The following is a 21345-nucleotide window of genomic DNA, read 5'->3' as shown; positions in this document are numbered from 1 at the left end:
GTCACAAGAGTCATACGATCTGTCGGTACTGCCCTGTTTGAAGAGCTGTTGAATCGGTCAGAGACACCCGCTTGTTTCGGAGGCTACTGATGGTCACGCAGAATCCGTTCGTGCAGTACGGCAAAGAGATCTGGTGGATGATCCTGATCCGCGGAATCTTCGGCGTGATCTTCGGAATCATCGCGCTCGTGTGGCCGGGAATTACCGTGGTGGCCTTGGTTTTCCTGTTCGGTATCTACTCCATCGCCGACGGTTTGATCACGATAGTTCGCGCCATCCGGGACCGCGAGCATCTGAGCTCGTGGGGTTGGTGGGTGTTCACGGGCGTCGTCTCGGTCGGAGCCGGCATCGTCGCGCTGGTCTGGCCGGGCATCACTGCGCTGGTGCTGCTGTACATAATTGCCTTCTACGCCATCATGTTCGGAATCTTCGGAATTGTCGGCGCCTTCAAGATGAAGGCGCTGCCCGGATCCAGTTGGGGATGGTTGCTCGCCGCATCGGTGCTTGCTGTCATCTTCGGCATCATTCTTCTCATCGCGCCCGGCGAAGGCATCATCAGCCTCATCTGGTTGTTGGGTTGGTACGCAATCCTGTTCGGCCTCTTCATGATCGTGGGAGCATTCCAGATCAGGAGCCGGGCAAAGGAAGCCGGTGTTCTCTAAGCCGGTGTTCTCTAAGAAGGGAAAGCCGGCCGTCGAGGCTCCCACTCCGATCCCCACGCTGTCCGGTAGCGAGAACTGGTCGATCCCGCGCGGTTTGATCGTCCTGCTCGGTATTGCCGCCACCGTGGTCGCCGTCGGCGGAATGAAGGTGTTCGGCGGCATCCTCGGACCGGTATTCCTGGCCCTGGTGCTGACGATTGCCGTTCAGCCCATTCAGGATTGGTCACAGCGCCGAGGGTGGCCCAAGTGGGTCGGGATGCTCGGCTCACTGGTCACCGTGTACTTGATCCTGCTCGGGTTGGCGGCGTCGTTGATCGTGTCGACGGCTCAGTTGGCGACGATCCTGCCGCAGTACTCCGAGGAGATGACCAACCTCCTCAACGAGGGCCGCGACAAGTTGGCCGACTTCGGAGTGAGCACCGAACAGATCCAAAGCACGCTCAGCAGTGTCGATCTCACGAAGGTTGTGGGCGTACTCGAAAGCGGGCTGGAGGGCCTGCTCGGCATCCTGTCGGATCTGGTGTTCATTCTCGCGTTGTTGTTGTTCATGGCCTTCGACGGCATGAGCATCCGCTCGCGGTTGCATGTGTTGTCCGAGCAACGTCCCGAAATCTCCTACGCGCTCTCCACCTTTGCCGCCGGAACTCGCAAATACCTGGTGGTCTCGACGGTCTTCGGTCTCATCGTGGCGGTACTCGACGGTGGCGCGCTGTGGCTCATGGGCATTCAGCTGCCCGTCCTGTGGGCGTTGCTGTCCTTCATCACCAACTACATCCCCAACATCGGGTTCGTCATCGGCGTGATTCCACCGGCGCTCCTGGGACTGTTGCAGGGCGGGCCGTGGCTGATGCTGTGGGTGATCGTCGTCTACTCCGTCATCAACTTCGTGATCCAGTCCATCATCCAACCCAAGTTCGTCGGCGACGCCGTCGGACTGTCGGTGACGATGACGTTCCTCTCACTTGTCTTCTGGTCGTGGGTTCTCGGGGCGCTCGGAGCGCTGCTGGCGATCCCGCTCTCGTTGTTGGTGAAGGCCGTCCTGCTCGACATCGACCCAGCCACGCGCTGGGCCGACATCCTGATCAGTGGACCTCGGGACATGTCGAAGGAGGAACCAGAGGAGTCTGAGAAGCCGGCCACGCCCGCAGGCTAGGGCTCTCAGTGTTTCTACAAGTTGTTGCTTTATCGTCTCGCCCATGAGCGCCGAGAACACCACAGAAAACTCCCATCGCCGGCCGTCACGACTCGGTCGACGGCTGGCAGTCGGTGGTGTGGCCGCGATCGTCGCGGCTGCGGTGGCGGGGATCGGGTTCGTGATCTTCGCGGGCGGTGCCGACACCTCGAACACCGTCGCGATCGTGAACGCCGACGCGGGAACCACGCTCGACGGTAAGGAACTTCGGGCCGGCGACACGCTGGTGGACACGTTGGGCAAGAACGAAGACTTCGACTTCCAGGTGGTCGACAACCCCGGCGGGAGCTACTTCGCGACGCTGACCGTGCCGGAGGACTTCAGCGAAACCGTCGCGTCGATGTTCGGCATGGATCCACGGCAGGCGAGCGTCGACCTCGAGGTGAAGGGCTCGGATTCGGAGAAGTCGGCCGAGTTGACTCGGGCCGTGTCGGCGCAGGTCGGCGCGGACGGCATCAAGGGGCTGCTGGCTCAGACGTCGGCCGCCAGACGCTCGATCGATCAAAACCTCACCACCGCACAGATTCTGGTCGCCGGAACCAACGAGGCCGGAAAGTCCATCGATCAGGTGAAAGCAGGCGCAGGCACTCTGCTGCCGTACCTCGAGACCGCACGGTCCGGGGCGTTGGAGCTGATGAGCGTCGCGGATCAGGTGTCCGGTGTTGTCGATCAGGCGTCGGGGTCGGCGGAAGAGCTGGCCACGCGCGCGGACTCACTGGGCCTGACGCTTGGGGAGGCGTCGTCCTCGACCGCGGAACTGAAGACACGAATCGACACGCTGCAGACTGCGCTGAACGGCCTTCCTATCCCGCCTGACGTGACAGCGCAACTGGCCGGTGTGAGTTCAGATCTCGGTGCGCTGAATGCGCAATTGGGCACCGTTCCGGCGCTGTTGGGTGGCTCGGTCGGGCCCGATACGGAGCTCGGTGATCTAGTCCGCACCGCTGTCGGGCAGCTGCAAGGCGCGAGCGATCAACTGAGCAGTGCTGCCGGACAATTGAACGACGGCCTCATTCCCATCGCTGATCAGGCGCCGCAGATGCTCGGTGACGTGACCGATCAGATCACCCAGGGATTCACGACGCTGCAAGGAATCGCCAAGTCACTGGTCACGGGCCTCGACGGCGCAAAATCCGGTATTCCCGCGATGACCACCCCGCAGCAGGTTCAGCTGACCTCGGTGCTGTCGGATCCGGTGGCCGTGAATCAGACCACCGCGAGCAGCGGTGACTCCGGAACTCGCACACTGGCATTGGTCTTCGGAGCCACGACGGTCCTGCTCGGTGGTGCTCTGCTGACACGAACGGCGGCGCCCCTGGTGAGGCGCCGCCGTTCGCAAGAAGAGCGTGACTAGACGATCAGACCTGCGGTCTGGGTACGTGCACGGTCGAAGCGAGCCGAAACGTCGTTCCAGTTGACGATGTTCCAGAATGCCTTGACGTAGTCGCCCTTGACGTTCTGGTAGTCGAGGTAGAAAGCGTGCTCCCACATGTCGAGGAGCAGCAGCGGCGTGAGGCCGATGGAGATGTTGCCCTGCTGATCGTAGAGCTGGACGATGATCAGACGCTGTCCGATCGAGTCCCACGCGAGGATGGACCAGCCGGAGCCCTGGATGGCGTTGGCGTTCGCGGAGAAGTGAGCGCGGAAGAGATCGAACGAACCGAAGTTGTCGTCGATCGCTGCGGCGAGTTCACCTTCGGGCTTGTCGCCACCGTCAGCGCTGAGGTTGTTCCAGAAAACGGTGTGGTTGGTGTGGCCACCGAGGTGGAACGCCAGGTTCTTCTCGAGCAGGTTGGCCTGCGCTGCGATGGTGTCGTTCTCACGAGCCTCGGCCAGCTTCTCGAGTGCAGCGTTGGCACCGGCAACGTAAGCCGCGTGGTGCTTGTCGTGATGCAGCTCCATGATCTTGCCCGAGATGTGCGGCTCGAGGGCTGCGTAGTCGTAGGGGAGTTCCGGCAGCGTGTAAACAGACACGAGGGTCCCTTCTTTGCGGGCTGGTGAGCCCTGGTGCTTTAGAGTGCGTCGATCACCGGTCACGGCGTGACGTCACTCGCGTATGTGCAAATCATTCTTCGGGTTTCCACCCAATAACATTCGTACACCGTCCGCAACAGTCCGGCTCAGGTAGTAATCACCAAAGAATAAAGTTTGGGACACCGAACTTGCCCCGATCTAAGGGTAAGCTAATATGCGCAAATTCGTCGTAAAGGTGAACGGAACCTTAAACTTGCGCGATGCCCGCACCAGTTTTCCTCCCGGAATCACCAGAGGCGGCCGCGCCTCGGGTGAATCTTCCGGGCGCTGACCTGCTGCGAGCCCTGGCGGTTGCCGCCGTGATCTACTCCCACATCTCTTTCTACGTCATCGACGATCTCGGCTCGGGTTGGTGGGTGATCGACGTCGTCTACGGCGTTTTGATCGAGCCTGCCGAACTCAACCAGCACCTCTCTTTTGTCGGCGTCGCAGTATTCATGATGCTTACCGGTGCTCTGGTGACGCGATCCGCGATTCGCGACGGCCCCGGAAAGTTCTTGACCAACCGATTCAGTCGACTGCTGCCCGCATTCTGGGTGGCGACCGCGATTGCCATTCTTCTGGTCCGCCTCGGAATCAACGGAATGTTCAGCGGTCAGGAAGGTATTTCCGATACCGAAGCGTTGATGAGCTTTTTTCTCGGCGGATTCTTTCTCAAGCCCGAGGTAGCAGTTCTGGGAGTGACCTGGACACTCACCGTTCAATTCCTCTTTTATCTCGCATGTGTAGCGGCTCGCCCGATACTGCGGCTGCGACCGATCGTCATGCCGCTCGCCGGTGGTGCGCTGTGCTCGCTGGTGCTGCTCTACAACGTCTACGCGCCGCTGCCGTACACCGTGCCGATGCTGTCCAAGATCGCCGCGACGCTGCCGGCCGTCTTCCTCGGCCAGATCATGTACCTCGCGTGGGCGAAGCTCGCTCCCGGCCGCTGGCTGATCGCGGCCGTCCTCGTCCAGATGCACGTCATCATCGTGGCGACCCAGTTCCGCGTCTACTGGGCCGGTGAGCACTATCTGTGGACCATTTCGGTAGTCGCCGCAGCGGTAGTTCTCATCGGCCGCTACGACGGCGTCCCGACGCGCTGGCCGGTCGTGAAGTGGCTCTCGACGCGTAGTTACGTCATCTATCTCGTGCACACCCTGATCCTGTACCGCGTCGTCGAGAACACTGTTTTGTACGTCGGACCGACCCTGGCGTTTGCGCTCTTCCTTCTGGCCACGGCCGCGGTAGCAGAAATCGGCTACCGGTGGGTGGAGCTGCCCGGCGCCCGCGCGATCACGGCGTGGCGAAACAGTCGCTCGCGCGTAGCATCGAAGCATGAGCTGGTACGACGACATTCTGGGACGAGCGTCCGCAAAATCCACGCTGATCGCGCCTGAGGACGCACTCCCGGGCCGAGAGCAGAAAATGCCGGTTCCGACCGCGCACTACGTCAACGGGCATCCGTTGACGCCGCCGTTTCCGGCCGAACTGCAGACCGTCGTCGTAGGGATGGGTTGTTTCTGGGGCGCCGAGAAGGAGTTCTGGCAGCTTCCCGGCGTGTACACGACCGCTGCGGGTTATGCGGGCGGCTTCACGCCCAACCCGACGTACGAAGAGACGTGCTCCGGACGTACGGGTCACACCGAAGTCGTGCTGGTGGTCTTCGATCCCGCAGTGATCTCCTACGAGCAGATCCTGGCGCACTTCTGGGAGAACCACGATCCGACGCAGGGGATGCGTCAGGGTAACGACCAGGGCTCGCAGTACCGTTCGGCGATCTTCACGACGTCCGCGGAGCAGGAAGAAATCGCTCATGCGTCGGCCGTCGCTTTCGGTGAACGGCTTGCCGAAGCCGGATATGGAGCGATCACCACCGAAATCGGCCCGCTGCGCGACTTCTTCTACGCGGAGGATTACCACCAGCAGTATCTGGCGAAGAATCCCGGCGGTTACTGCCCGGTGCATGCCACGGGCGTCAGTTGCCCGGTCGGATTGCTCCGTCAGGATCAGGTTCCGGCGCAGACGGACATCCTTCCGCCGAGCGAATAACTGGACAGGTGTTGGAGGACACATGTGATTCAGCTCGTTAACACTTGCAACTAGATCGAAACAAAGGGAATCTCGATGTAAGAGTGTGTCGTCGAGAGAACTGAGCTCACAATGTCAGGTAGTACGCGAGGAACTGCGTCGCTGCTCCGACGCACCATTCATGTAGGCCACGATCCGATGGTTCGCCGCAGTGATCGGATCGAAGGGTTCATGTCCTTCGGTCTGATCATTTTCGCGATTCTTCTGCTGCCTCTCGCGGTATGGGCAGGGGCTGCGACTGCTTCGAGCCAGAACGCACTGATCGCCAAACAATCCGCCGAATTACACAGCATTTCGGCGACGACGACTGCAGATTCGACGCAGACCACCGCCTCGACAGCCGATTACATTGCGCCGACCACCGAAATGGCCAGCGCGCAGTGGAACTGGAACGGCCAGGTTCATACGGGTGATGTCACTGTCGACTCGGTGACGCCCGCCGGCACCGAGGTCCCCATCTACGTCAATGATCAGGGCGACAAGACCGTAGCTCCGATCACTCAGAGCGCTGCCGACGTCGCAGCCGTGGTGACCGGGGTTTTCACCTGGTTCAGCGTGATGTCGCTGCTGGTCATCGCTTTCATGCTGGTGCGCGTCTTTCTCGACCGTTCCCGCTCGGCCCAGTGGGACCGAGACCTACGCGCGTTCCTCGACGCGAACGCGCTGTAGATCCCGGCCCATTCTTTACTGCAGTTGGGGCATGACCTCGCTTGCGACGAGTTCGAGATGATCCAGATCGGCGAGATCGAGAGTCTGCAGATACACGCGCTGTGAACCGGCCTCGGCGAAAGTGCCGATCTTGTCGACCAGCTCCGAAGGTGTTCCGGCCAGACCGTTCTCACGTAGCTCGTCGACGTCGCGTCCGATAGCCTCGGCGCGCTTCTTGATCTCCGCCTCGTCGCGGCCGCAGCACAGGACGAGAGCGTTGGAGTACACCAATTCGTTCGGATCGCGCTCGTGCTCGACGCAAGCCTGACGAACCCGCGCAAAGATGTCCTTCGTTTCCTCGAGGGACTTGAACGGGATGTTGAACTCGTTTGCGAACCGAGCGGCGAGCGCTGGAGTCTTCTTCTTGCCCGTGCCACCGATCAGGATCGGCGGACCGTCGACCTGGTGCGGTTTGGGAAGCGCGGGAGAGTTCTTGATCTGCACGTGCTTACCGTCGTAGTCGAACGTGTCGCCGACCGTCGTACGCCACAGACCGGTCACGACGTCGAGAGTTTCCTCGAGCAATTCGAAGCGATCCTTGAGCGCCGGAAACGGGATGCCGTACGCCTGGTGCTCTTCCTCGTACCAGCCGGCGCCGATGCCGAGGTCTACGCGGCCACCACTCATCTGATCGACCTGTGCGACCGAAATGGCCAGCGGTCCGGCGTGACGGAACGTAGCCGACGTCACCAGAGTGCCGAGGCGGATGGTGGATGTTTCGCGGGCGATTCCGGCGAGCGTGATCCACGCGTCGGTGGGTCCGGGAAGACCGTCGGAATTCATGGCGAGATAGTGGTCCGAGCGGAAAAATGCGCCGTAGCCGAGTTTTTCGGCGGTCTGGGCAACAGTCAGTAGTTGTTCGTAGGTAGCGCCCTGCTGGGGTTCGGTGAATATACGCAGCTCCATGAGTTCTACTCTGCCACTATTTCACTTGGTCGGGACGACGGCACCGACTTGTCCGGCGCCGAAACACAGGGTCGGTCCCGGTGTTGTCGGCGTGATCTTCACACTGTTTCCGTGGCCGACCAGGCGCACGAACACCGAGTGCAAACCTTGGGTGACGGGTACGGATACTGCGTCGCCGGACTCCAACGCAACATCGATCGTTCCGTCGGCGCTGGCGAGGTAATTGAGCTGAACCGTCCATTCCCAGCCGGCCAGGGGGCCGTCGAGGGGGAGCTCGGTCGGGCCTTCGGCACGGGTGCCGCAGTTCGGCGCCGTTCCTTCGGGAATCCTTCTCGTCCAGGTCACTTCGGCATCGACGATCTGACCGCTGTCGTCGATGGTGCGCAGAATCGGAGTGCTGGAAGAGAATTCGGGGCGATCAGGCAGCGGCGCGAGAACGTTGCTTGCCAAATTGTTCGGAAAGGCGACGGGAAGGAGCACTTCGATCGCGACGGGTTGCTCGAGCAGTGGAGCATCCTGATTCTGTGACAACGACATTCGCGCGTTCGCGAGGTAGTCGCGGGTCGGGTTCTCGCGCCAGATGTCGACGAACGTGACGGTCGAGACGAGCGAACTGATCACGAAGAGCACTGACAGGCCGGCGGCGACTGCGACGGGTATACGGGCCGGACGTCGCCGAGGCGCAGCGAGAATAAGAGCGGCGGCGAGGGCGAACACCGTCGCCGAATCCGTGAAGTAACGCAAGGTCTGCGCCAACTCGTAAGTGGTGTCGGTGTCGGATCGGGTAGCGGTCATCGCCACCACGGAGGCCAGGAAGTACAGCGCCGCGGCAGCCCAGATCCAGGCAGCGCCGCGTCGGGCACGCACTGTCATCACGGCCGTCGTCAGCAGCGCGGCCCAGGATGCGACCACCAAGAGCGTCGGCGGATCGGCCCAGGCGGGGCTGGGGATCCACCGCTCCCAGCGCCAGGGGCCGCCGAGAAGAGTGGGAAGCATCCCCAAAGACGTTCCGTGATGCAGCAGTTCGGTGGACATCGAACGGCCGTATCCGGTGATCGGAGATTCGACAGTTGTCAGATACACCGGAATCCAGATCGCGAGCACGGCGGCGCAGGCCGTCCACAGGCGTCGGCACTTCGTGACCGCACTTCGTATCGGCGTTCCTTCACCTTGTGTGCGCAAGTACAGCACCAGAAAAGCGAGTGCCACGAACGGAACGAGCACTGCTTTCTCGAAGAACAGCAAGGAGACGACAAAAACCGCGGTGCCCGAGAACACGTAGCGCACCTGCCCGGTGCGGTACAGCTTGATCGCGTCGCCGCATGCCCAGGCCAGCGCGATCTGGAGCGGCAAAGCATTGAGCGCGGCTGCCCACCACGAGAACGCAGGAAGTGTCAGCGGGACGAACAGATACAGGATCAACGGAATCAACAGTGCCGGTCGCCGGCCGAGGACCAACCGAAGAGTGCGCAGAAGCGCCAACGACGCGGCGGCCTGACCGATGACGAGCAGCGTTGCCGACAGCGCCCAGTTGTACGGCGCGATACGGGCGATCAACCCGGTGAAGAAGAAGGCCGCGGGCATGAAGTGACCGTCGTGGTCGTAGAGCAGGAGTTCGCTCGAGAAGAGTGGGAAGCGTCCTCCGCGGCCCATCAGGATGAGGTCGTCCCAGTAGAAGTAATTGCTCGCGGCAACCCAGACGCGAATGACGAGCTGACATCCGATCAACACGAACGCGAGCTGCGTGACCCGTCTCGGGGTGAACGTCAGAGTTGGCTCGGGCTGTGGAGAAGTCATCGACGGTCATGCTTCCAGGTGTGTCAAAAACCGACTTCTCATAAAAAGGGGATACCGGTCTTTTCTGTCTTTTCGGGAGCAATTTCTGAATGGATTGTGAACTTTGCCGGGATAAATGACGTCGACGCCCGAAAGTTCACTGACCTGCGGTGTCAAATTCATCCTCGAGCCTGTGCATCGTTCGCTAACACCTGTCAGCAAATTCTCAGGGTCTTGCCCGTGACCTGTGGATAAAGCCCGATTCATTCATCCAGAACTGTGGATGAACCTGTGGAAACTGTGGATAACTCGAGTTTTTAAGTGTCGGAGGTCACATTATTCGAACAATGCAGGTGAACGCGGTGGAGGTTCGATCACAAATCGGGAGTGAATCCATTTGCTGCCGTTACCGATACGGCGTGACAGAATCGAAGTTGTGAGTGTCGTTCAGGTCTGCGCCCGGTGCGCCGCACGCTGGCCTGTCGTCGGCGGCCCGACGCAGTGGTGCCCGCGCTGCAGCGGCGTCCTGCTGATCCCCACCCGCACCGAGATCTACCAACCGCCCAACCGCCGTGGCTTCCGCTGGATCGCGCGCTCCCCGTCCGACCCCCGCGGCGTGGGGGACGCACCAGTGCGTCGTAGCTTCTCCACTCCGCGCTACGACGCTGTCCCGCGGTGGGGACTCCAGGACGTCGTCGACACCTCACCGGTGCCGCCCTCGCGAGCGGACCGGATGGCCGACCGAGTCGGGCCGTTGCTGACGCTCGCAACGATCCTCTACGGACTGGCGGTGTTCGCCGAACTGGGCAGATACGCGATCCTGGTCCGCAACCGCACCAGGCTGATCCCGCAGCCGCTGCTCACGGTCTCCGACGCCGCCGTGTACTTCACTCAGTTGGGTGGACTGCTGATCTCGGTCTTCGCGGCAATCGCCGCTGTGTGCTGGCTGCTTCGTCGGCGTCGTGAACACTTCGCAGGCGTCCGGGAATCCGATCCACGCACAGCGTCGGAAGTTGTCGTCGGCTGCGCTGTGCCGATCCTCAACCTGGTGATGCCGGCCGTTTATCTCTTCGAGTTGGTCCGCCGCGATCCGCGCGGAACCCTGCTGGTCAAGATCTGGTGGGGCTTCTGGGGATTCAGCGCTCTGCTGCTGGTGGTCAACGCGTACTGGCGATCACGCCCGGGGATTCAGGCAATGGCCGACGGGGTTCTGCTGAACGCTTTCATCGCACTGATCGCTGCCGTCACCGCGGCGTTGACACTCGTCGTGATCCGCCGGATCGAGCGCAAGAGCTGGCGCGGTGAACCGGAATCGGAAACCCGGTGGGTGCCAGTGCCGCGCTCGGTGCTGGAAGAAAAGACGGTGCTGGAAGAAAAGACGGTGCTGGAAGAGAAGACGGTGCTGGACGAGAAGGAGACCGCTGCCCTGTGAGCCCAGATCGTCGAGGTCCACTCGTCGTTGCGCACCGAGGTGCGTCGGCTGCGCGGCCGGAGCACACCCTCGCCGCCTACGAACTGGCCCTCGAGGAGGGTGCCGACGGGCTCGAATGCGACGTCCGGCTCACCCGCGACGGACACCTGGTCTGCGTTCACGACCGCAAGGTCGACCGCACCTCCAGCGGGACGGGGATCGTCAGCGAGATGACGCTCGATTCGCTGAACGCTCTGGACTACGGGTCGACGAGCGAACCGGCCGAACTGCTGACTCTCTCCGACCTCATCACCCTCGCTCTGGATTTTGCGCGCCCGGTGAAGCTGTTCATCGAGACCAAGCACCCCGTGAGGTTCGGCGGATTGGTCGAAGCCAAACTCCTGGCGGAACTGCACCGCTTCGGGATCGCGTCGCCGCCGTCGGCCGATCACTCGCGGGCAGTGGTCATGTCTTTCTCGGCTAGTGCGGTCTGGCGAGTGCGTCGTTCGGCACCGCTGCTGCCGACGGTCCTGCTCGGTGACGCGTCGCGGTACCTCGGCGGCGGTGCGTCGACGGCTGTGGGCGCTACGGCGATCGGGCCGTCGATCAAGGCTCTGCGCGAACATCCCGATCTGGTCGATCGGGCCGCTGCTGCGGGTCGCGCGACGTACTGCTGGACCGTCGACGACAAGGCGGATGTGGACCTGTGTCGTGAGCTCGGGGTCAGTTGGGTTGCCACCAACCATCCCGGGCGCACGAAGCAATGGCTGGGCAGCGTGTAGATTTTGCCCTCGTGGCCAAGAAGAGCAAAAGAAACAGTGGACCGAAGCAGGGCAGCGCACGCGCAGAGAAGCTGGCGGCACGCCAAGCAGAGCGTGAAGCCGCTGCCGGCGTAGTCAGCCGCCCGTTCGAGGGCCTTGCCGCCGAGTGCGATCTGGTTGCGCTGCGCGAATTCGTTCCGTCCGCCACGGCTCCGTTGCCGGTCATCGGCTCCGACCGTCCCGTCACGTTGGCAACGGTCCTCCCCGGCGCTGTTGCCGCACTCGTCCGCGACGAGGGCGAGACGGCCACAGGATTTGTCGGTGTCCAGGTTCAGGCGCACTCGGCCGACCTCGGCGCAGACCTCGCCGCTTCGGTGAACTGGATCAAGGACGCGGCCCCCGGCGACGCGCTTTCTGCCGCGAACCCCGATTCCGAGACCCCCGCTGTCACCACTGTCGTCGATCCCTCGGCACTGCTCGACATCACCGTGCACCAGAACTTCAACTGGTGGATCCCCGAGGGCGTCGAAACCGATCCCGAGGTTGCCGCCACCGTGCAGCACGCCAACTCGGCGATCATGCCCTCTGCACGCCTCGAAGGCGACGGCCTCGTTGCCGCGTGGTGGGTCGACGCCGGCGAGAAGGCGCACCTGCGTTGGGTTCGTCCCGAGAGCGAAGACGACCTGATGCTCGCGCTGGCGCGCGTGCACGCGACCGGTGGACTGCATCTGGGTGAGGGCTCGCGCTACGCAGGCTCGTTCCGCACCCACGGCTTGTTGGTTCCCGTCTTCGACCTCGACCGCGAAAAGCATGCAAACGAGTGGGTAGCGGCAACCGTCGAGCTCGGTGAGCGTCTTGCCGAGGCTCTGGCCGTAGATGCTCCGCTGACCTCGGCCGAGCTTCGCTCGCGCGACGGACTTCGTGGTCGTCAGGTCACGCTGCGCTGATTTTTTCGCCCGAACTATAGGCGTTACGCAAAGTTACGGTTAATGTTGGCGACATGACCTTGTCGCATGACATCTCCGGTAGTGGTCCCACGCTTGTGCTCGTCCATGGCATCGTCCATCGACGGCAGGCGTGGGATTCGCTTTTGGACCAGCTGACGCCGTACCGCCGCGTCGTCACCGTCGACCTGCCGGGTCACGGAGAGTCGCTGCTGCCCGAACTCGGTCCGGACGTCATGGGACAGCTGATCGACGATGTCAGTGAGTTCGTCAAGGAAGTGACGCCGGCGGGGGAGCGTGCCCACGTCGCGGGAAACTCCCTCGGCGGCTGGATTGCCCTCTCGCTGGCAGCGCGCGGAGATGTCGCGTCGGCGACAGCTCTTTCGCCGGCCGGGTTCTTTGTCAATCACCTCGATCAGGTGCGAGCGATCAACACGTTCCGTGCACTGCGCGGCACGGCCAAGCTCATGGGTGACGGATTGCCACGCGCATTGCGGTACAAGCTGATTCGCTATCCGGCGCTCGCCGCGTTCTTCGCTCACCCGAGTCATGTCGGTTATGCGGCGGCGCTGGCCGACTGCCGTTCGCTCGTGTCGAACGAACTCGTCGATCTCGGTCTCGAGATGGACTTCGTGCTGCCGCCCATCGTGGATCCCACTGTGCCGGTGACGGTTGCGTGGGGTCGGCGCGATCTCATCCTGCCCGTGTATCAGGCGCAGCGCGTGAAAAAGCCGTTCCCGCAGGCAAAGTTGATGGTTCTACCCGGTCTGGGGCACGTACCGATGACAGATGCCCCCGAGCTGATCAGTTCGATCCTGCTGGCAGGAAGCGAACCGTTCGGCTCGAGGGCAAAATCCGTGAGTGCTGCAGGCTAGATCGTTCCGCCGGCTGCGCTCGGTGCACCGGTGGTGTCACCGACGGTGCTCATCTCGCGGGACACGAAGTCTTCGAGGTCGAACAGGTTGGCGCCTGCGCGGTCCGCGATGGTGAGAAGTGTTGTCATGCTTGCAACTTCCTCGACCTGCTCCTTGAGGAACCACTGCATGAACTGCTCGCCGAGGTAGTCGCCTTCTTCGCGGGCAGTGCTCGCGAGCTGGACGATCTGCTCGGTGACCGTCTTCTCCTGCGTCAGCGCGAGAGCGATGGGCTCGCGGGCATCCTTGAAGTCGGCCTTCGCGGCGTCGACGCCGGTGAGTTCGACATTGATGTCGCGATCGAGGAAATACTGAACGATCATCATGGCGTGGTTACGCTCTTCCACAGCCTGCTTGTAGAAGTGCTTTGCCAGCTGTGGCAGATCCGCATTGTCGAAGTAAACCGCTGTCGCGATGTACTGATGCGAAGCGTTGAACTCGTTGCGAATCTGGTCTCGGAGTAGTGCGTGGAATTTGGTCATGTGAGTCTCCCCAGAAGTCATGAATTCCAAGATAGTGCAGGTCAGAGGCCCTGTCATCCCAGTATGACCTTATTGTGGTAAGCGTTCCCAAACTAAAGAAGACCTAATTTTTCTTCGAATTCGGTGAGGTTATCGAGCCCGGTGAATTCGAATGTTTCATTTAGGAATGTCCATTTCACCAGGCGAGTTCCGCGCATTTACCGTCGCTTCCCTGTAGTTCCACCTGTACGGTGGCGTGCCCCAGTTCGAATACCTCGGCAAGCAAGGTTCGGGTTGCTGCGAGCACCGTTGTGGGATCGGCGTCACTGACCGCGGTGACGTGAACGGAAGCAACTTCCATCCCCGAGGTGAGTGTCCAGACGTGCAGATCGTGCGCGTCGACGACTCCCGGCAGAGCGTTGATCTTCTCGATGATCGAGGTGACGTCGATGCGGTCGGGAGCCTGCTGGAGGAGGATGCGAACGGCGTGGCGGCCCAGGTTGAAGGCACGTGGCAAGACGAAGAGGCCGATCGCGACGCCGATGACGGGGTCGGCGTAGCGCCAACCGAACGCGAGCGTGACCAAGCCGCTGACCAGGACGCCGATGGACCCGACCATGTCCGCCATGACTTCGAGGTAGGCGCCGCGGATGTTGATGCTTTCCTTCGCGCCGCTGCGCAGCATGAGGAAGGCGATGACGTTCATCGCCAGACCGACGACGGCGACTGTCGCGACGGGAAGGCCGGGAACCTCGGGCGGATCCGTGAAGCGGCTGGCGGCCTCGTAAAGCACCCACCCGGCGACTGCGAAGAGCAGGATCGCATTGGCCAGTGCCGCAAACACTTCCGTGCGGTACATGCCGAAAGTACGGTCGGGGCGCCGGGCGGCACGCTGTGCGACGAGGATCGCGGCGAGCGCCATGAAGATGCCGAAGATGTCTGTGAACACGTGCGCCGAGTCCGAGAGCAGGGCCAGTGACGAGGTGAAGAGGCCGACCGTCACCTGCAGCACGAAGGTCACCAACCCGAGGCCGGCGGCGATCCACAGTTTGTTGACATGCTTGCCGCTGTTGCTGGTCGCAGCCTCGGCGGGGGAGATTCCGTGCCCGTGTCCGTGTGACATCGAAGGTCCTTTCGTCGACGCCAGCCTAGACACATATGCATATATGCGCAATAGTGCATGTCTTAAAAACTATTCAACATAGTTGTAAGGTGGCGGCGTAGACCTTCATTTGTCATCGACGCGAGGACCGAGAAGTGGGAAGACATCGAAAATCCGAGCCGATCAGACCCGGTGGGCGCATGGCCGCGGTTTCCGTGGCGACGGGTGCAATCCTCGCGTCCGGCACTTCCATCGGGCACGCGTCGCCGCCGTCGGTTGTAGTCGAGGATGCATCTGCGGTGTCGGCGCCGGAGATCCTCGACCTTGTCCGGTCGACGGATCTTGCCGGAATAGCCGAACAACTCGGCAAGACGCGACAGCTCGAATCCGAGCGAGCGGCGCTGGCGTACGAGGCCGAAAAGCCACAGGTGATGGCCCCCGTCAGCGGGACGATGACGTCCAACTTCGGTCCACGGTGGGGAACCACCCACTACGGTCTCGACATCGCGAACGCGATCGGAACGCCCATCGTGTCGGCGACCGACGGTGTTGTGCTCGAATCCGGTCCCGCCGCGGGATTCGGGCTCTGGGTCCGCATCCAGCAGGACGACGGGACCGTCGGCGTCTACGGACACATCAACGAGGCGCTCGTGGTTGCGGGTCAGAAGGTGCGGGCGGGTGAGCTGATCGCGACCGTGGGCAATCGTGGACAATCGACAGGACCACACCTGCACTACGAGGTGTGGCAACCTGACGGACAGAAGACCGATCCGCTCGCGTACCTGAATTCCCGGGGCGTGTCGTTCGGGGAGATGACCACGGGCGACTGAAGTTCTGTCACGACGCGATGGAGGAGCAATGCAGGGGCTTGGCGGACTCGAAGCCGAGGTCATGGATGTGCTCTGGCAGTCCGACGACGCGCTCTCGGTCAAGGATCTGGTCGAGACCCTGGGTGAGCGTCGACAACTTGCGTACACCACCATCCTGACCGTCGTGACGCATCTCTTCGACAAGGGCTGGGTGAGTCGTGAGAAGAAGAGTCGCGCCTACTTCTATCGGCCGAGTCGCAGCCGTGAAGAGGCCACATCCAGAGCACTGCGCGAATTGTTGGACAGCAGTTCCGATTCCGCTGCCGTGCTGTTGCACTTCGCCAAGACCATGACAGATGCCGAGAACGAGGCCCTGCGCCGGGGTCTTTCCGGGGAAGGTGTGCAATGACATTGGCGTTGCCGATGTTTCTCGGTGCGATGCTCGTGGGATTCCTGGTTCCGAGAGTGTTGCGAGCCGTTTCCTCGGCGTTGTCACCGGCGGTGCTGCTCGCGGCGTGGCTCGGCAGCATGGCGTCGGCTCTGTATCTCGCTCTCTCCGCGGTCTTGGTTCTGGTGTGGCCGAGCCACGCGCCGGTCGAGGGGCTGGTCGACGGTATCGCTCGGTGTTTCAGCGCCTTCGCGCACGGCACGAGTTCATGGGTGGGTGAACTGATCACCGGCACAGCCGTTGCTGTGGTGGGTGTGATCGCCGTTCGGATCGTGCTGGCCGGCCGCAAGCAGGCACGTGAGCACACGAGGGTCCGAGATTTCCATCGTGATGTTCTCTCGATCGTCGCGCGCCGCGACAACTCGGAGTCCGACGTGTTGTGGTTGGATCATCCGCTGCCTATGGCGTACAGCGTCGCCGGAAAGCCTGGATTTGTTGTTGCGACGCAAGGCTTGTCATCCGCTCTCAGTGGAGGCGAGCGTGATGCTGTCCTCGCGCACGAGCGTGCACACCTGAGCGGCGGTCATCACCGAATTGTCGGTGCGTGCGAAGTCTTGGCCGCTGTTCTTCCGCGAGTGCCGTTGTTCGCGGCGGCACCCGCTGCCGTCGGCGCGATCGTCGAACTGTCGGCGGACAGACACGCCGCTCGCGTCACCAGCCCGGCTGCGGTGCGTTCCGCCCTTGCCGTGGTGTCGAAATCGCCGCTTCCTCAGCCGGACTGGAGCTTGAGCGATCGCGGCAGCGCGACCGCGGTGCGATTGAGTTCCCTGGTCGACGGCGACGTGGCGTCGCCTCGGCGACTGACCTGCGCGGTGGCGGCCTGTGCGCCGGCCGCTGTCACGACGGCCGTTGCCGCAGCCGTGACGGTGGCCGTCTCCGCGGGGATCTGCGCTGTTCTGACCTGATCATTCTCCCAAGGCCGAATCGATCTGGGCTTTCAACTGCTCGTAGCTCGGCATCTGGTCCAGCTTCACGTCGTTGAGGAACAGCGTCGGAGTACCTTGGACGCCGAGGCGTCGGCCTTCTTCGAAGTCGCGCTCGACCCGCTCGCGGACGCCGCGGCTGCCGAGGTCGGATTCGAATCGGGCCATGTCAAGTCCGAGATCTTGTGCGTAGGAACGGAACAGTGCCTCCTGTGATTCGGCGGATTCACCCCATTGCGACTGCGTCTCGTACATTTGCTTGTACATCTCGACGAATTTGCCCTGGCGAGATGCGGATTCGACGACCTGCGCCGCGAGAGTGCTGTTGGTGTGACTCGGAATCGGAAAGTATCTGATGCCGAACGTGATTCGACCCTCGCACTCCGCTCTGATCCGCTCCATCGTCGGGTACAGCGCGAGGCAGGCTTCGCATTCGAAGTCGAGGAACTCGACCAGGTTCACCTTGCCGTCGGCGGCCGAGGTCAATCGGTACGCGTCGTCGGTGAGGACGGCGGTGGATTGTGCTGCCCGATCGGCGTTCTCGTTGTCTGCCCGAATCGGATCGACGGTGATGAACGTGATCAGTGCTACCGCGAACACCGCGATCAGGGCGGCGGATATCTTCATGCTTCTGGACACTGCTGTGCACCTGTACCTTCCGTCGAATTCCTAAATACTATCCAACATAGTAGTTAGGTGTAGAGTCGACGGTACCCGCATGGAGACGAAGGAGGACCCGCCGGTGAAGCGTTCGTGAATGACACGCCGCCGCCGTCGATCGGGCAGATGCTGGAGTGGGATACCTCATCCCTCCCGCTTCTTCCTGCCCTGGGAGTTGTTCTTGCACTCTGGTATTGGACTGGCGCTCAGCGAGTTCGCGCGAGTGGGCGACCGTGGCCGTGGCATCGGACAGCGTGTTTCCTCGGTGGGTGCCTGCTGCTGATCGCGGTGACCGGACTGAAGGTCGAGAGCTACGGCTACGAACTCTTCAGCGTCTGGATGTTCCAACACCTGACGCTCTCGATGGCGATCCCGCCGCTCTGGGTACTGGGCTCGCCGGGACTGCTGCTACTACGTTCGACGCCGCACCGAGGAATAGGAAAAGGCATTCTCGCGCTTGCCCTCTCGGCATTGCGCAGCCCGCCGGCGCGGTGGATGCTGCACCCCGGGTTCACGATCCCGGTATTTCTGTTCAGCTACTACGGGATCTACCTGTCGCCGATCTTCGACACCGTCTCGGCGTTACCGGCTGGACACGTCTTTCTCGAGATCTTCTTTCTCGCCAGCGGTCTGCTATTCATCATGCCGGTGCTCGCCACCGGCCCACTGCCGGTGCGACAGAGCTACCTCGGCCGGTGTTTCGACCTGTTCGTGGAGATGCCGCTGCACGTGTTCATCGGCGTCGTACTCATGATGGCGACAAAGCCGCTGCTGACCACGTTCGTGGATCCGCCTCCCGAGTGGGGCGTGGACGTGATGCAGGATCAGCAGCTGGCGGGCGCCCTCGCGTGGTCGTACGGAGAGCCCGTCGCGCTGGTGGTGGTCGTGATCTTCGCGATGCGCTGGAACCGCGACGACAAACGGATGAATGCCGACCTGGACCGCCGCGCCGAGATCGACGGCGACAGTGATCTTGAGGCGTACAACAATTTCCTCAGATCACTGAACGCCGCCGAGCGGCCTGAGACTCGGTAGGCCGGTGGCCCTCAGACGCCGCCGCCGGCGGGCGTCGGCGCCATTGCGTCGGCAGCGGCCGGGGTGTTCATCTCGCGTGCGACAAACGTTTCGAGGTGGAACAGGTTGTCGCCGGCGCGGTCGACGATGGTGAGAAGTGTTGTCATGCTTGCCACTTCCTCGACCTGTTCCTTGAGGAACCACTGCATGAACTGCTCGCCCAGGTAGTCGCCGGTATCGCGCGCGGTGCGTGCCAGCTGCGTGATCTGCTCCGTGACCGTCTTCTCCTGCTCGAGTGCCAACTCGACCGGAGCCCGGACACTGTCGAACTTCGTCACGACGTCGTCGATGCCCGGAACGTCCACGTCGAGGTCGTTGTCGAGCAGGTACTGGATCATCATCATCGCGTGACCGCGTTCCTCGGTGGCCTGGCTGTAGAAACGCGCGGCCATCTGCGGAAGATCGTGTGCATCGAAGTACACCGCTACCGCGATGTACTGCTGCGATGCAGTGAACTCGTTACGGATCTGCTGACGCAGCAGAGTGGTGAATTCGCTCGAGTTCTTCGCCTGTGTCATCCCAACAGGTTACTGGGTCGTCGCCGCTGAGAGGGAGCTACTTCTTGTCGAGCTGATCGATGACGAAGCCCACAGTTTCCGGTCGGTACCCGTAGACGAACGAGTCCTTTTCGCCGACGTACCAATCGCCGCACTGAAAAGAACTGCCCTTCTCGACCCCCGTCGGCCACCACTGTGCGGACAACGATGCGGGACGAGTTTCGACGGTGGGCCGTGCGATGCAGCTGTTGTGATCTATCTCCGCGATGTTCGCAGTCATTCGCAGGATGCGTTCGTTGCCGGTGGTGCGGATGACCTCGTCGATACCCGTTGCGCCGGCGGGAACCCAACTCGGCAGTGTGTCGATTCCGTTGGATGCTTGTGCAAAAGAGAAGGTTTCGGTTTTCTTGTACGCCTTGGAGTCGTCGAACTTCTCGAAGGTTCCGGAGCAGGACGTCACGAGTGCAGCAGCTCCGACGGCGGCGGCAACGACGGCGAGAGTGCGGAATCGGCGGTGTGTTGTGTTCATACCTTCACGGTATTTTTCGGCTGCCGATTCCGCGTCCTGCCGGAAAGCGATTTGTTCGCCGGGCTTGTCCTCCCGCGGTACTACCGGAACTCAGGGCGATTACCCCGTGGTGATCAGATCCTGTGGAATCTGCTGATCGTTGGCCAGGGCGTCGAAGAACTGCGAAGCGCGCGCCTTGTCCCACAACAACACGTTGCCCGAACCGTCCACGTCCTCGAAACCGGCGACCGGAACCGTCGTGGTGGTCATCCCGCCGCGAAGCGCCCAGGCGAGTGAGGCCAGATTCCAGATGTGATCGCCTTCGTCGACCTGTAGAGATTTGGCGGTATCGGAGACGAGTGGCCACAACCGGAACGGATTGAGGAACGTGGTCGGACTCGTCGCCTTCGACAGCAACGCCGACATGAACTGGCGCTGGTTGTTCATGCGGTCGAGGTCGGCGAGCGCCGTCGCGCGAGTTCGCACGAACCCGAGTGCGTCCGAACCCTTCAAGTCCTGGCATCCGGCGGGGAGGTTGATCCCGGCCAGCGGATCGTCGATCGGCTGTGCCAGGCACACGTTGACGCCACCGACGGCGTCGACGATGCCGGCGAACCCGCTGAATCCGATCTCGGCGTAGTGGTCGATGCGAAGCCCCGTTGCCTCTTCGACGGTCTGCACCAGCAATGGAGCGCCACCGAAGGCGAAGGCGGCGTTGATCTTGTCCGACCCGTAGCCGGGAATCGGAACGTACGAATCGCGAGGGATGCTGACCATGGTCGTCTTCCCACTTTTGGGGACGTGGACCAAGATGACCGTGTCAGTGCGCTTGGGGCCGGTGTCACCGCCCGTCGCAAGGGCTTGCTCCTGCTCGGGGGTGAGCCCCTCACGACTGTCGGAGCCGACGATCAGCCAGTTCGTGCCCGGAGTATCGGCGACGCGTCCCGCGTAGTCGGGCAGCGCGTCGATTCGATTGAGCGAACTGTCGACGTAGTAGATCGCGCCGGCCAGCGCGAGCAGCAAGACCAACAACGTGATGCCGATACGTTTACCCCAGCTACGACGCTTGCGGGGGCGTCGCTGCTTCGGAGGTTCTGGAGGGCGCGGCGGGGCGTTCGGCGGGGTTCGGCGCGGCGGTGCGGGCGCGTACTTCGCCTGGCGCTGCGGATCCTGACGCGGCGGCCCCTGCCTGCGCGGGTCGTCCTGAAACGGTTGCGGGCGCTGGGTCGGCGCCCAGTCCTCACGCCTGGGCTGCTGCGGCGCTTGTGGTGGGACCTGTGACCAGGCCTGATTGGCCGGATTCTGCTGCTGCGGGCGTCCGTCGCGGCGAATGACCGTCGGCCCTTCCGGCGGCATCGGTGGACGCCGCTGCGGGGGTGGGCCCTGACGGGGTGGATTCTGGCGTGGAGGGTTCTGCCTCGGAGGCATCGGTCCACGCGGAGGTGGCCCTGGCGGCTGGCGCCGCGGAGGGCGCTGAGGATATTC

General features: G+C 62.5%; 23 protein-coding genes. 14 read left to right on the top strand and 9 right to left on the bottom strand.

Annotated elements, in window-relative coordinates; translation table 11 throughout:
* The first annotated feature begins 89 nt into the window (after positions 1 to 89).
* Genes QRN54_RS21450 through QRN54_RS21440 form a run of 3 tightly spaced genes read left to right on the top strand, consistent with a single transcriptional unit; the run spans position 90 to position 3208 of the window.
* On the top strand, positions 90 to 662 hold the full coding sequence (locus QRN54_RS21450) for an HdeD family acid-resistance protein (protein ID WP_003944155.1): 573 nt from the start codon (positions 90 to 92) through the stop codon (positions 660 to 662).
* 4 nt (positions 663 to 666) lie between these two features.
* Positions 667 to 1815 (top strand): AI-2E family transporter, encoded by a 1149-nt coding sequence (locus tag QRN54_RS21445; RefSeq protein ID WP_054188673.1) that lies wholly within the window; start codon positions 667 to 669, stop codon positions 1813 to 1815.
* 43 nt (positions 1816 to 1858) lie between these two features.
* Positions 1859 to 3208 (top strand): YhgE/Pip domain-containing protein, encoded by a 1350-nt coding sequence (locus QRN54_RS21440; RefSeq protein WP_054188672.1) that lies wholly within the window; start codon positions 1859 to 1861, stop codon positions 3206 to 3208.
* Here QRN54_RS21440 and QRN54_RS21435 read toward each other — a convergent pair.
* The gene (locus QRN54_RS21435) at positions 3205 to 3828 is read right to left on the bottom strand and encodes a superoxide dismutase (RefSeq protein ID WP_003944189.1); all 624 of its coding nucleotides are present in this window, start codon (positions 3826 to 3828) and stop codon (positions 3205 to 3207) included. The two genes, QRN54_RS21440 and QRN54_RS21435, sit on opposite strands and share 4 nt — an antisense overlap.
* Before the next feature lie 260 nt (positions 3829 to 4088).
* On the opposite strand from QRN54_RS21435, the gene QRN54_RS21430 reads away from it, so the two are divergent.
* The 3 genes from QRN54_RS21430 to QRN54_RS21420 all read left to right on the top strand — a co-directional run bounded on the left by QRN54_RS21430 (position 4089) and on the right by QRN54_RS21420 (position 6627).
* Complete coding sequence (locus QRN54_RS21430; RefSeq protein ID WP_047272742.1) at positions 4089 to 5267, top strand: acyltransferase family protein; 1179 nt, start codon at positions 4089 to 4091, stop codon at positions 5265 to 5267.
* Complete coding sequence (gene msrA / locus QRN54_RS21425) at positions 5206 to 5919, top strand: peptide-methionine (S)-S-oxide reductase MsrA (RefSeq protein WP_020905733.1); 714 nt, start codon at positions 5206 to 5208, stop codon at positions 5917 to 5919. The genes QRN54_RS21430 and msrA overlap by 62 nt, the downstream gene beginning before the upstream one ends.
* 111 nt (positions 5920 to 6030) lie before the next feature.
* Positions 6031 to 6627, top strand: coding sequence for an Rv1733c family protein (locus QRN54_RS21420; RefSeq protein WP_285183037.1), 597 nt, complete (start codon positions 6031 to 6033; stop codon positions 6625 to 6627).
* Positions 6628 to 6642: 15 nt separating this feature from the next.
* Here the strand turns inward: QRN54_RS21420 and QRN54_RS21415 are convergent, their stop codons facing one another.
* Positions 6643 to 7572 (bottom strand): LLM class F420-dependent oxidoreductase, encoded by a 930-nt coding sequence (locus QRN54_RS21415; protein ID WP_058038067.1) that lies wholly within the window; start codon positions 7570 to 7572, stop codon positions 6643 to 6645.
* Positions 7573 to 7593: 21 nt separating this feature from the next.
* Complete coding sequence (locus QRN54_RS21410; RefSeq protein ID WP_285183036.1) at positions 7594 to 9369, bottom strand: hypothetical protein; 1776 nt, start codon at positions 9367 to 9369, stop codon at positions 7594 to 7596.
* 415 nt (positions 9370 to 9784) lie between these two features.
* Here QRN54_RS21410 and QRN54_RS21405 point away from each other — a divergent pair, with 415 nt between their 5' ends.
* From QRN54_RS21405 to QRN54_RS21390, 4 genes are read left to right on the top strand one after another with little or no spacing between them, the layout of a single operon-like run.
* Complete coding sequence (locus tag QRN54_RS21405) at positions 9785 to 10780, top strand: DUF4328 domain-containing protein (RefSeq protein WP_285183035.1); 996 nt, start codon at positions 9785 to 9787, stop codon at positions 10778 to 10780.
* A complete protein-coding gene (locus QRN54_RS21400; protein ID WP_003944175.1) occupies positions 10777 to 11541 on the top strand; it encodes a glycerophosphodiester phosphodiesterase in 765 nt (254 codons plus the stop codon). The genes QRN54_RS21405 and QRN54_RS21400 overlap by 4 nt, the downstream gene beginning before the upstream one ends.
* 11 nt (positions 11542 to 11552) lie before the next feature.
* On the top strand, positions 11553 to 12467 hold the full coding sequence (locus QRN54_RS21395; RefSeq protein ID WP_063315973.1) for a DUF5926 family protein: 915 nt from the start codon (positions 11553 to 11555) through the stop codon (positions 12465 to 12467).
* Positions 12468 to 12520: 53 nt separating this feature from the next.
* Positions 12521 to 13339, top strand: coding sequence for an alpha/beta fold hydrolase (locus QRN54_RS21390; protein ID WP_003944129.1), 819 nt, complete (start codon positions 12521 to 12523; stop codon positions 13337 to 13339).
* Here QRN54_RS21390 and QRN54_RS21385 read toward each other — a convergent pair.
* Positions 13336 to 13881: a ferritin gene (locus QRN54_RS21385; protein ID WP_030535839.1), complete on the bottom strand. Its 546-nt coding sequence runs from the start codon at positions 13879 to 13881 to the stop codon at positions 13336 to 13338. The two genes, QRN54_RS21390 and QRN54_RS21385, sit on opposite strands and share 4 nt — an antisense overlap.
* 154 nt (positions 13882 to 14035) lie before the next feature.
* The gene (locus tag QRN54_RS21380) at positions 14036 to 14962 is read right to left on the bottom strand and encodes a cation diffusion facilitator family transporter (RefSeq protein ID WP_007735998.1); all 927 of its coding nucleotides are present in this window, start codon (positions 14960 to 14962) and stop codon (positions 14036 to 14038) included.
* A 179-nt stretch (positions 14963 to 15141) separates the two neighbouring features.
* Between QRN54_RS21380 and QRN54_RS21375 the strand changes: the two genes are divergently transcribed.
* Genes QRN54_RS21375 through QRN54_RS21365 form a run of 3 tightly spaced genes read left to right on the top strand, consistent with a single transcriptional unit; the run spans position 15142 to position 17103 of the window.
* A complete protein-coding gene (locus QRN54_RS21375) occupies positions 15142 to 15771 on the top strand; it encodes a M23 family metallopeptidase (RefSeq protein ID WP_285183034.1) in 630 nt (209 codons plus the stop codon).
* 28 nt (positions 15772 to 15799) lie between these two features.
* Entirely contained in the window at positions 15800 to 16159 is a 360-nt protein-coding gene (locus QRN54_RS21370; protein ID WP_030535838.1) for a BlaI/MecI/CopY family transcriptional regulator, read from the top strand.
* The gene (locus QRN54_RS21365; protein ID WP_285183033.1) at positions 16156 to 17103 is read left to right on the top strand and encodes a M56 family metallopeptidase; all 948 of its coding nucleotides are present in this window, start codon (positions 16156 to 16158) and stop codon (positions 17101 to 17103) included. The genes QRN54_RS21370 and QRN54_RS21365 overlap by 4 nt, the downstream gene beginning before the upstream one ends.
* Here QRN54_RS21365 and QRN54_RS21360 read toward each other — a convergent pair whose 3' ends face one another.
* On the bottom strand, positions 17104 to 17748 hold the full coding sequence (locus QRN54_RS21360) for a DsbA family protein (protein WP_285183032.1): 645 nt from the start codon (positions 17746 to 17748) through the stop codon (positions 17104 to 17106). It lies immediately after the preceding gene.
* Between the two features lie 126 nt (positions 17749 to 17874).
* Between QRN54_RS21360 and QRN54_RS21355 the strand changes: the two genes are divergently transcribed.
* Positions 17875 to 18816 (top strand): cytochrome c oxidase assembly protein, encoded by a 942-nt coding sequence (locus tag QRN54_RS21355; protein WP_042920585.1) that lies wholly within the window; start codon positions 17875 to 17877, stop codon positions 18814 to 18816.
* Positions 18817 to 18827: 11 nt separating this feature from the next.
* Here the strand turns inward: QRN54_RS21355 and QRN54_RS21350 are convergent, their stop codons facing one another.
* From QRN54_RS21350 to QRN54_RS21340, 3 genes are all read right to left on the bottom strand, one after another.
* Complete coding sequence (locus QRN54_RS21350) at positions 18828 to 19373, bottom strand: ferritin (protein WP_003944176.1); 546 nt, start codon at positions 19371 to 19373, stop codon at positions 18828 to 18830.
* 37 nt (positions 19374 to 19410) lie between these two features.
* Positions 19411 to 19881 (bottom strand): hypothetical protein, encoded by a 471-nt coding sequence (locus QRN54_RS21345; protein WP_042453189.1) that lies wholly within the window; start codon positions 19879 to 19881, stop codon positions 19411 to 19413.
* Positions 19882 to 19980: 99 nt separating this feature from the next.
* Complete coding sequence (locus QRN54_RS21340; RefSeq protein ID WP_007736010.1) at positions 19981 to 21216, bottom strand: LCP family protein; 1236 nt, start codon at positions 21214 to 21216, stop codon at positions 19981 to 19983.
* Between the last annotated feature and the right edge of the window lie 129 nt (positions 21217 to 21345).

Source organism: Rhodococcus sp. MEB032 (assembly GCF_030208925.1).
Taxonomy (GTDB): domain Bacteria; phylum Actinomycetota; class Actinomycetes; order Mycobacteriales; family Mycobacteriaceae; genus Rhodococcus_F; species Rhodococcus_F qingshengii.
This window is presented reverse-complemented; position numbering and strand designations above follow the sequence as displayed.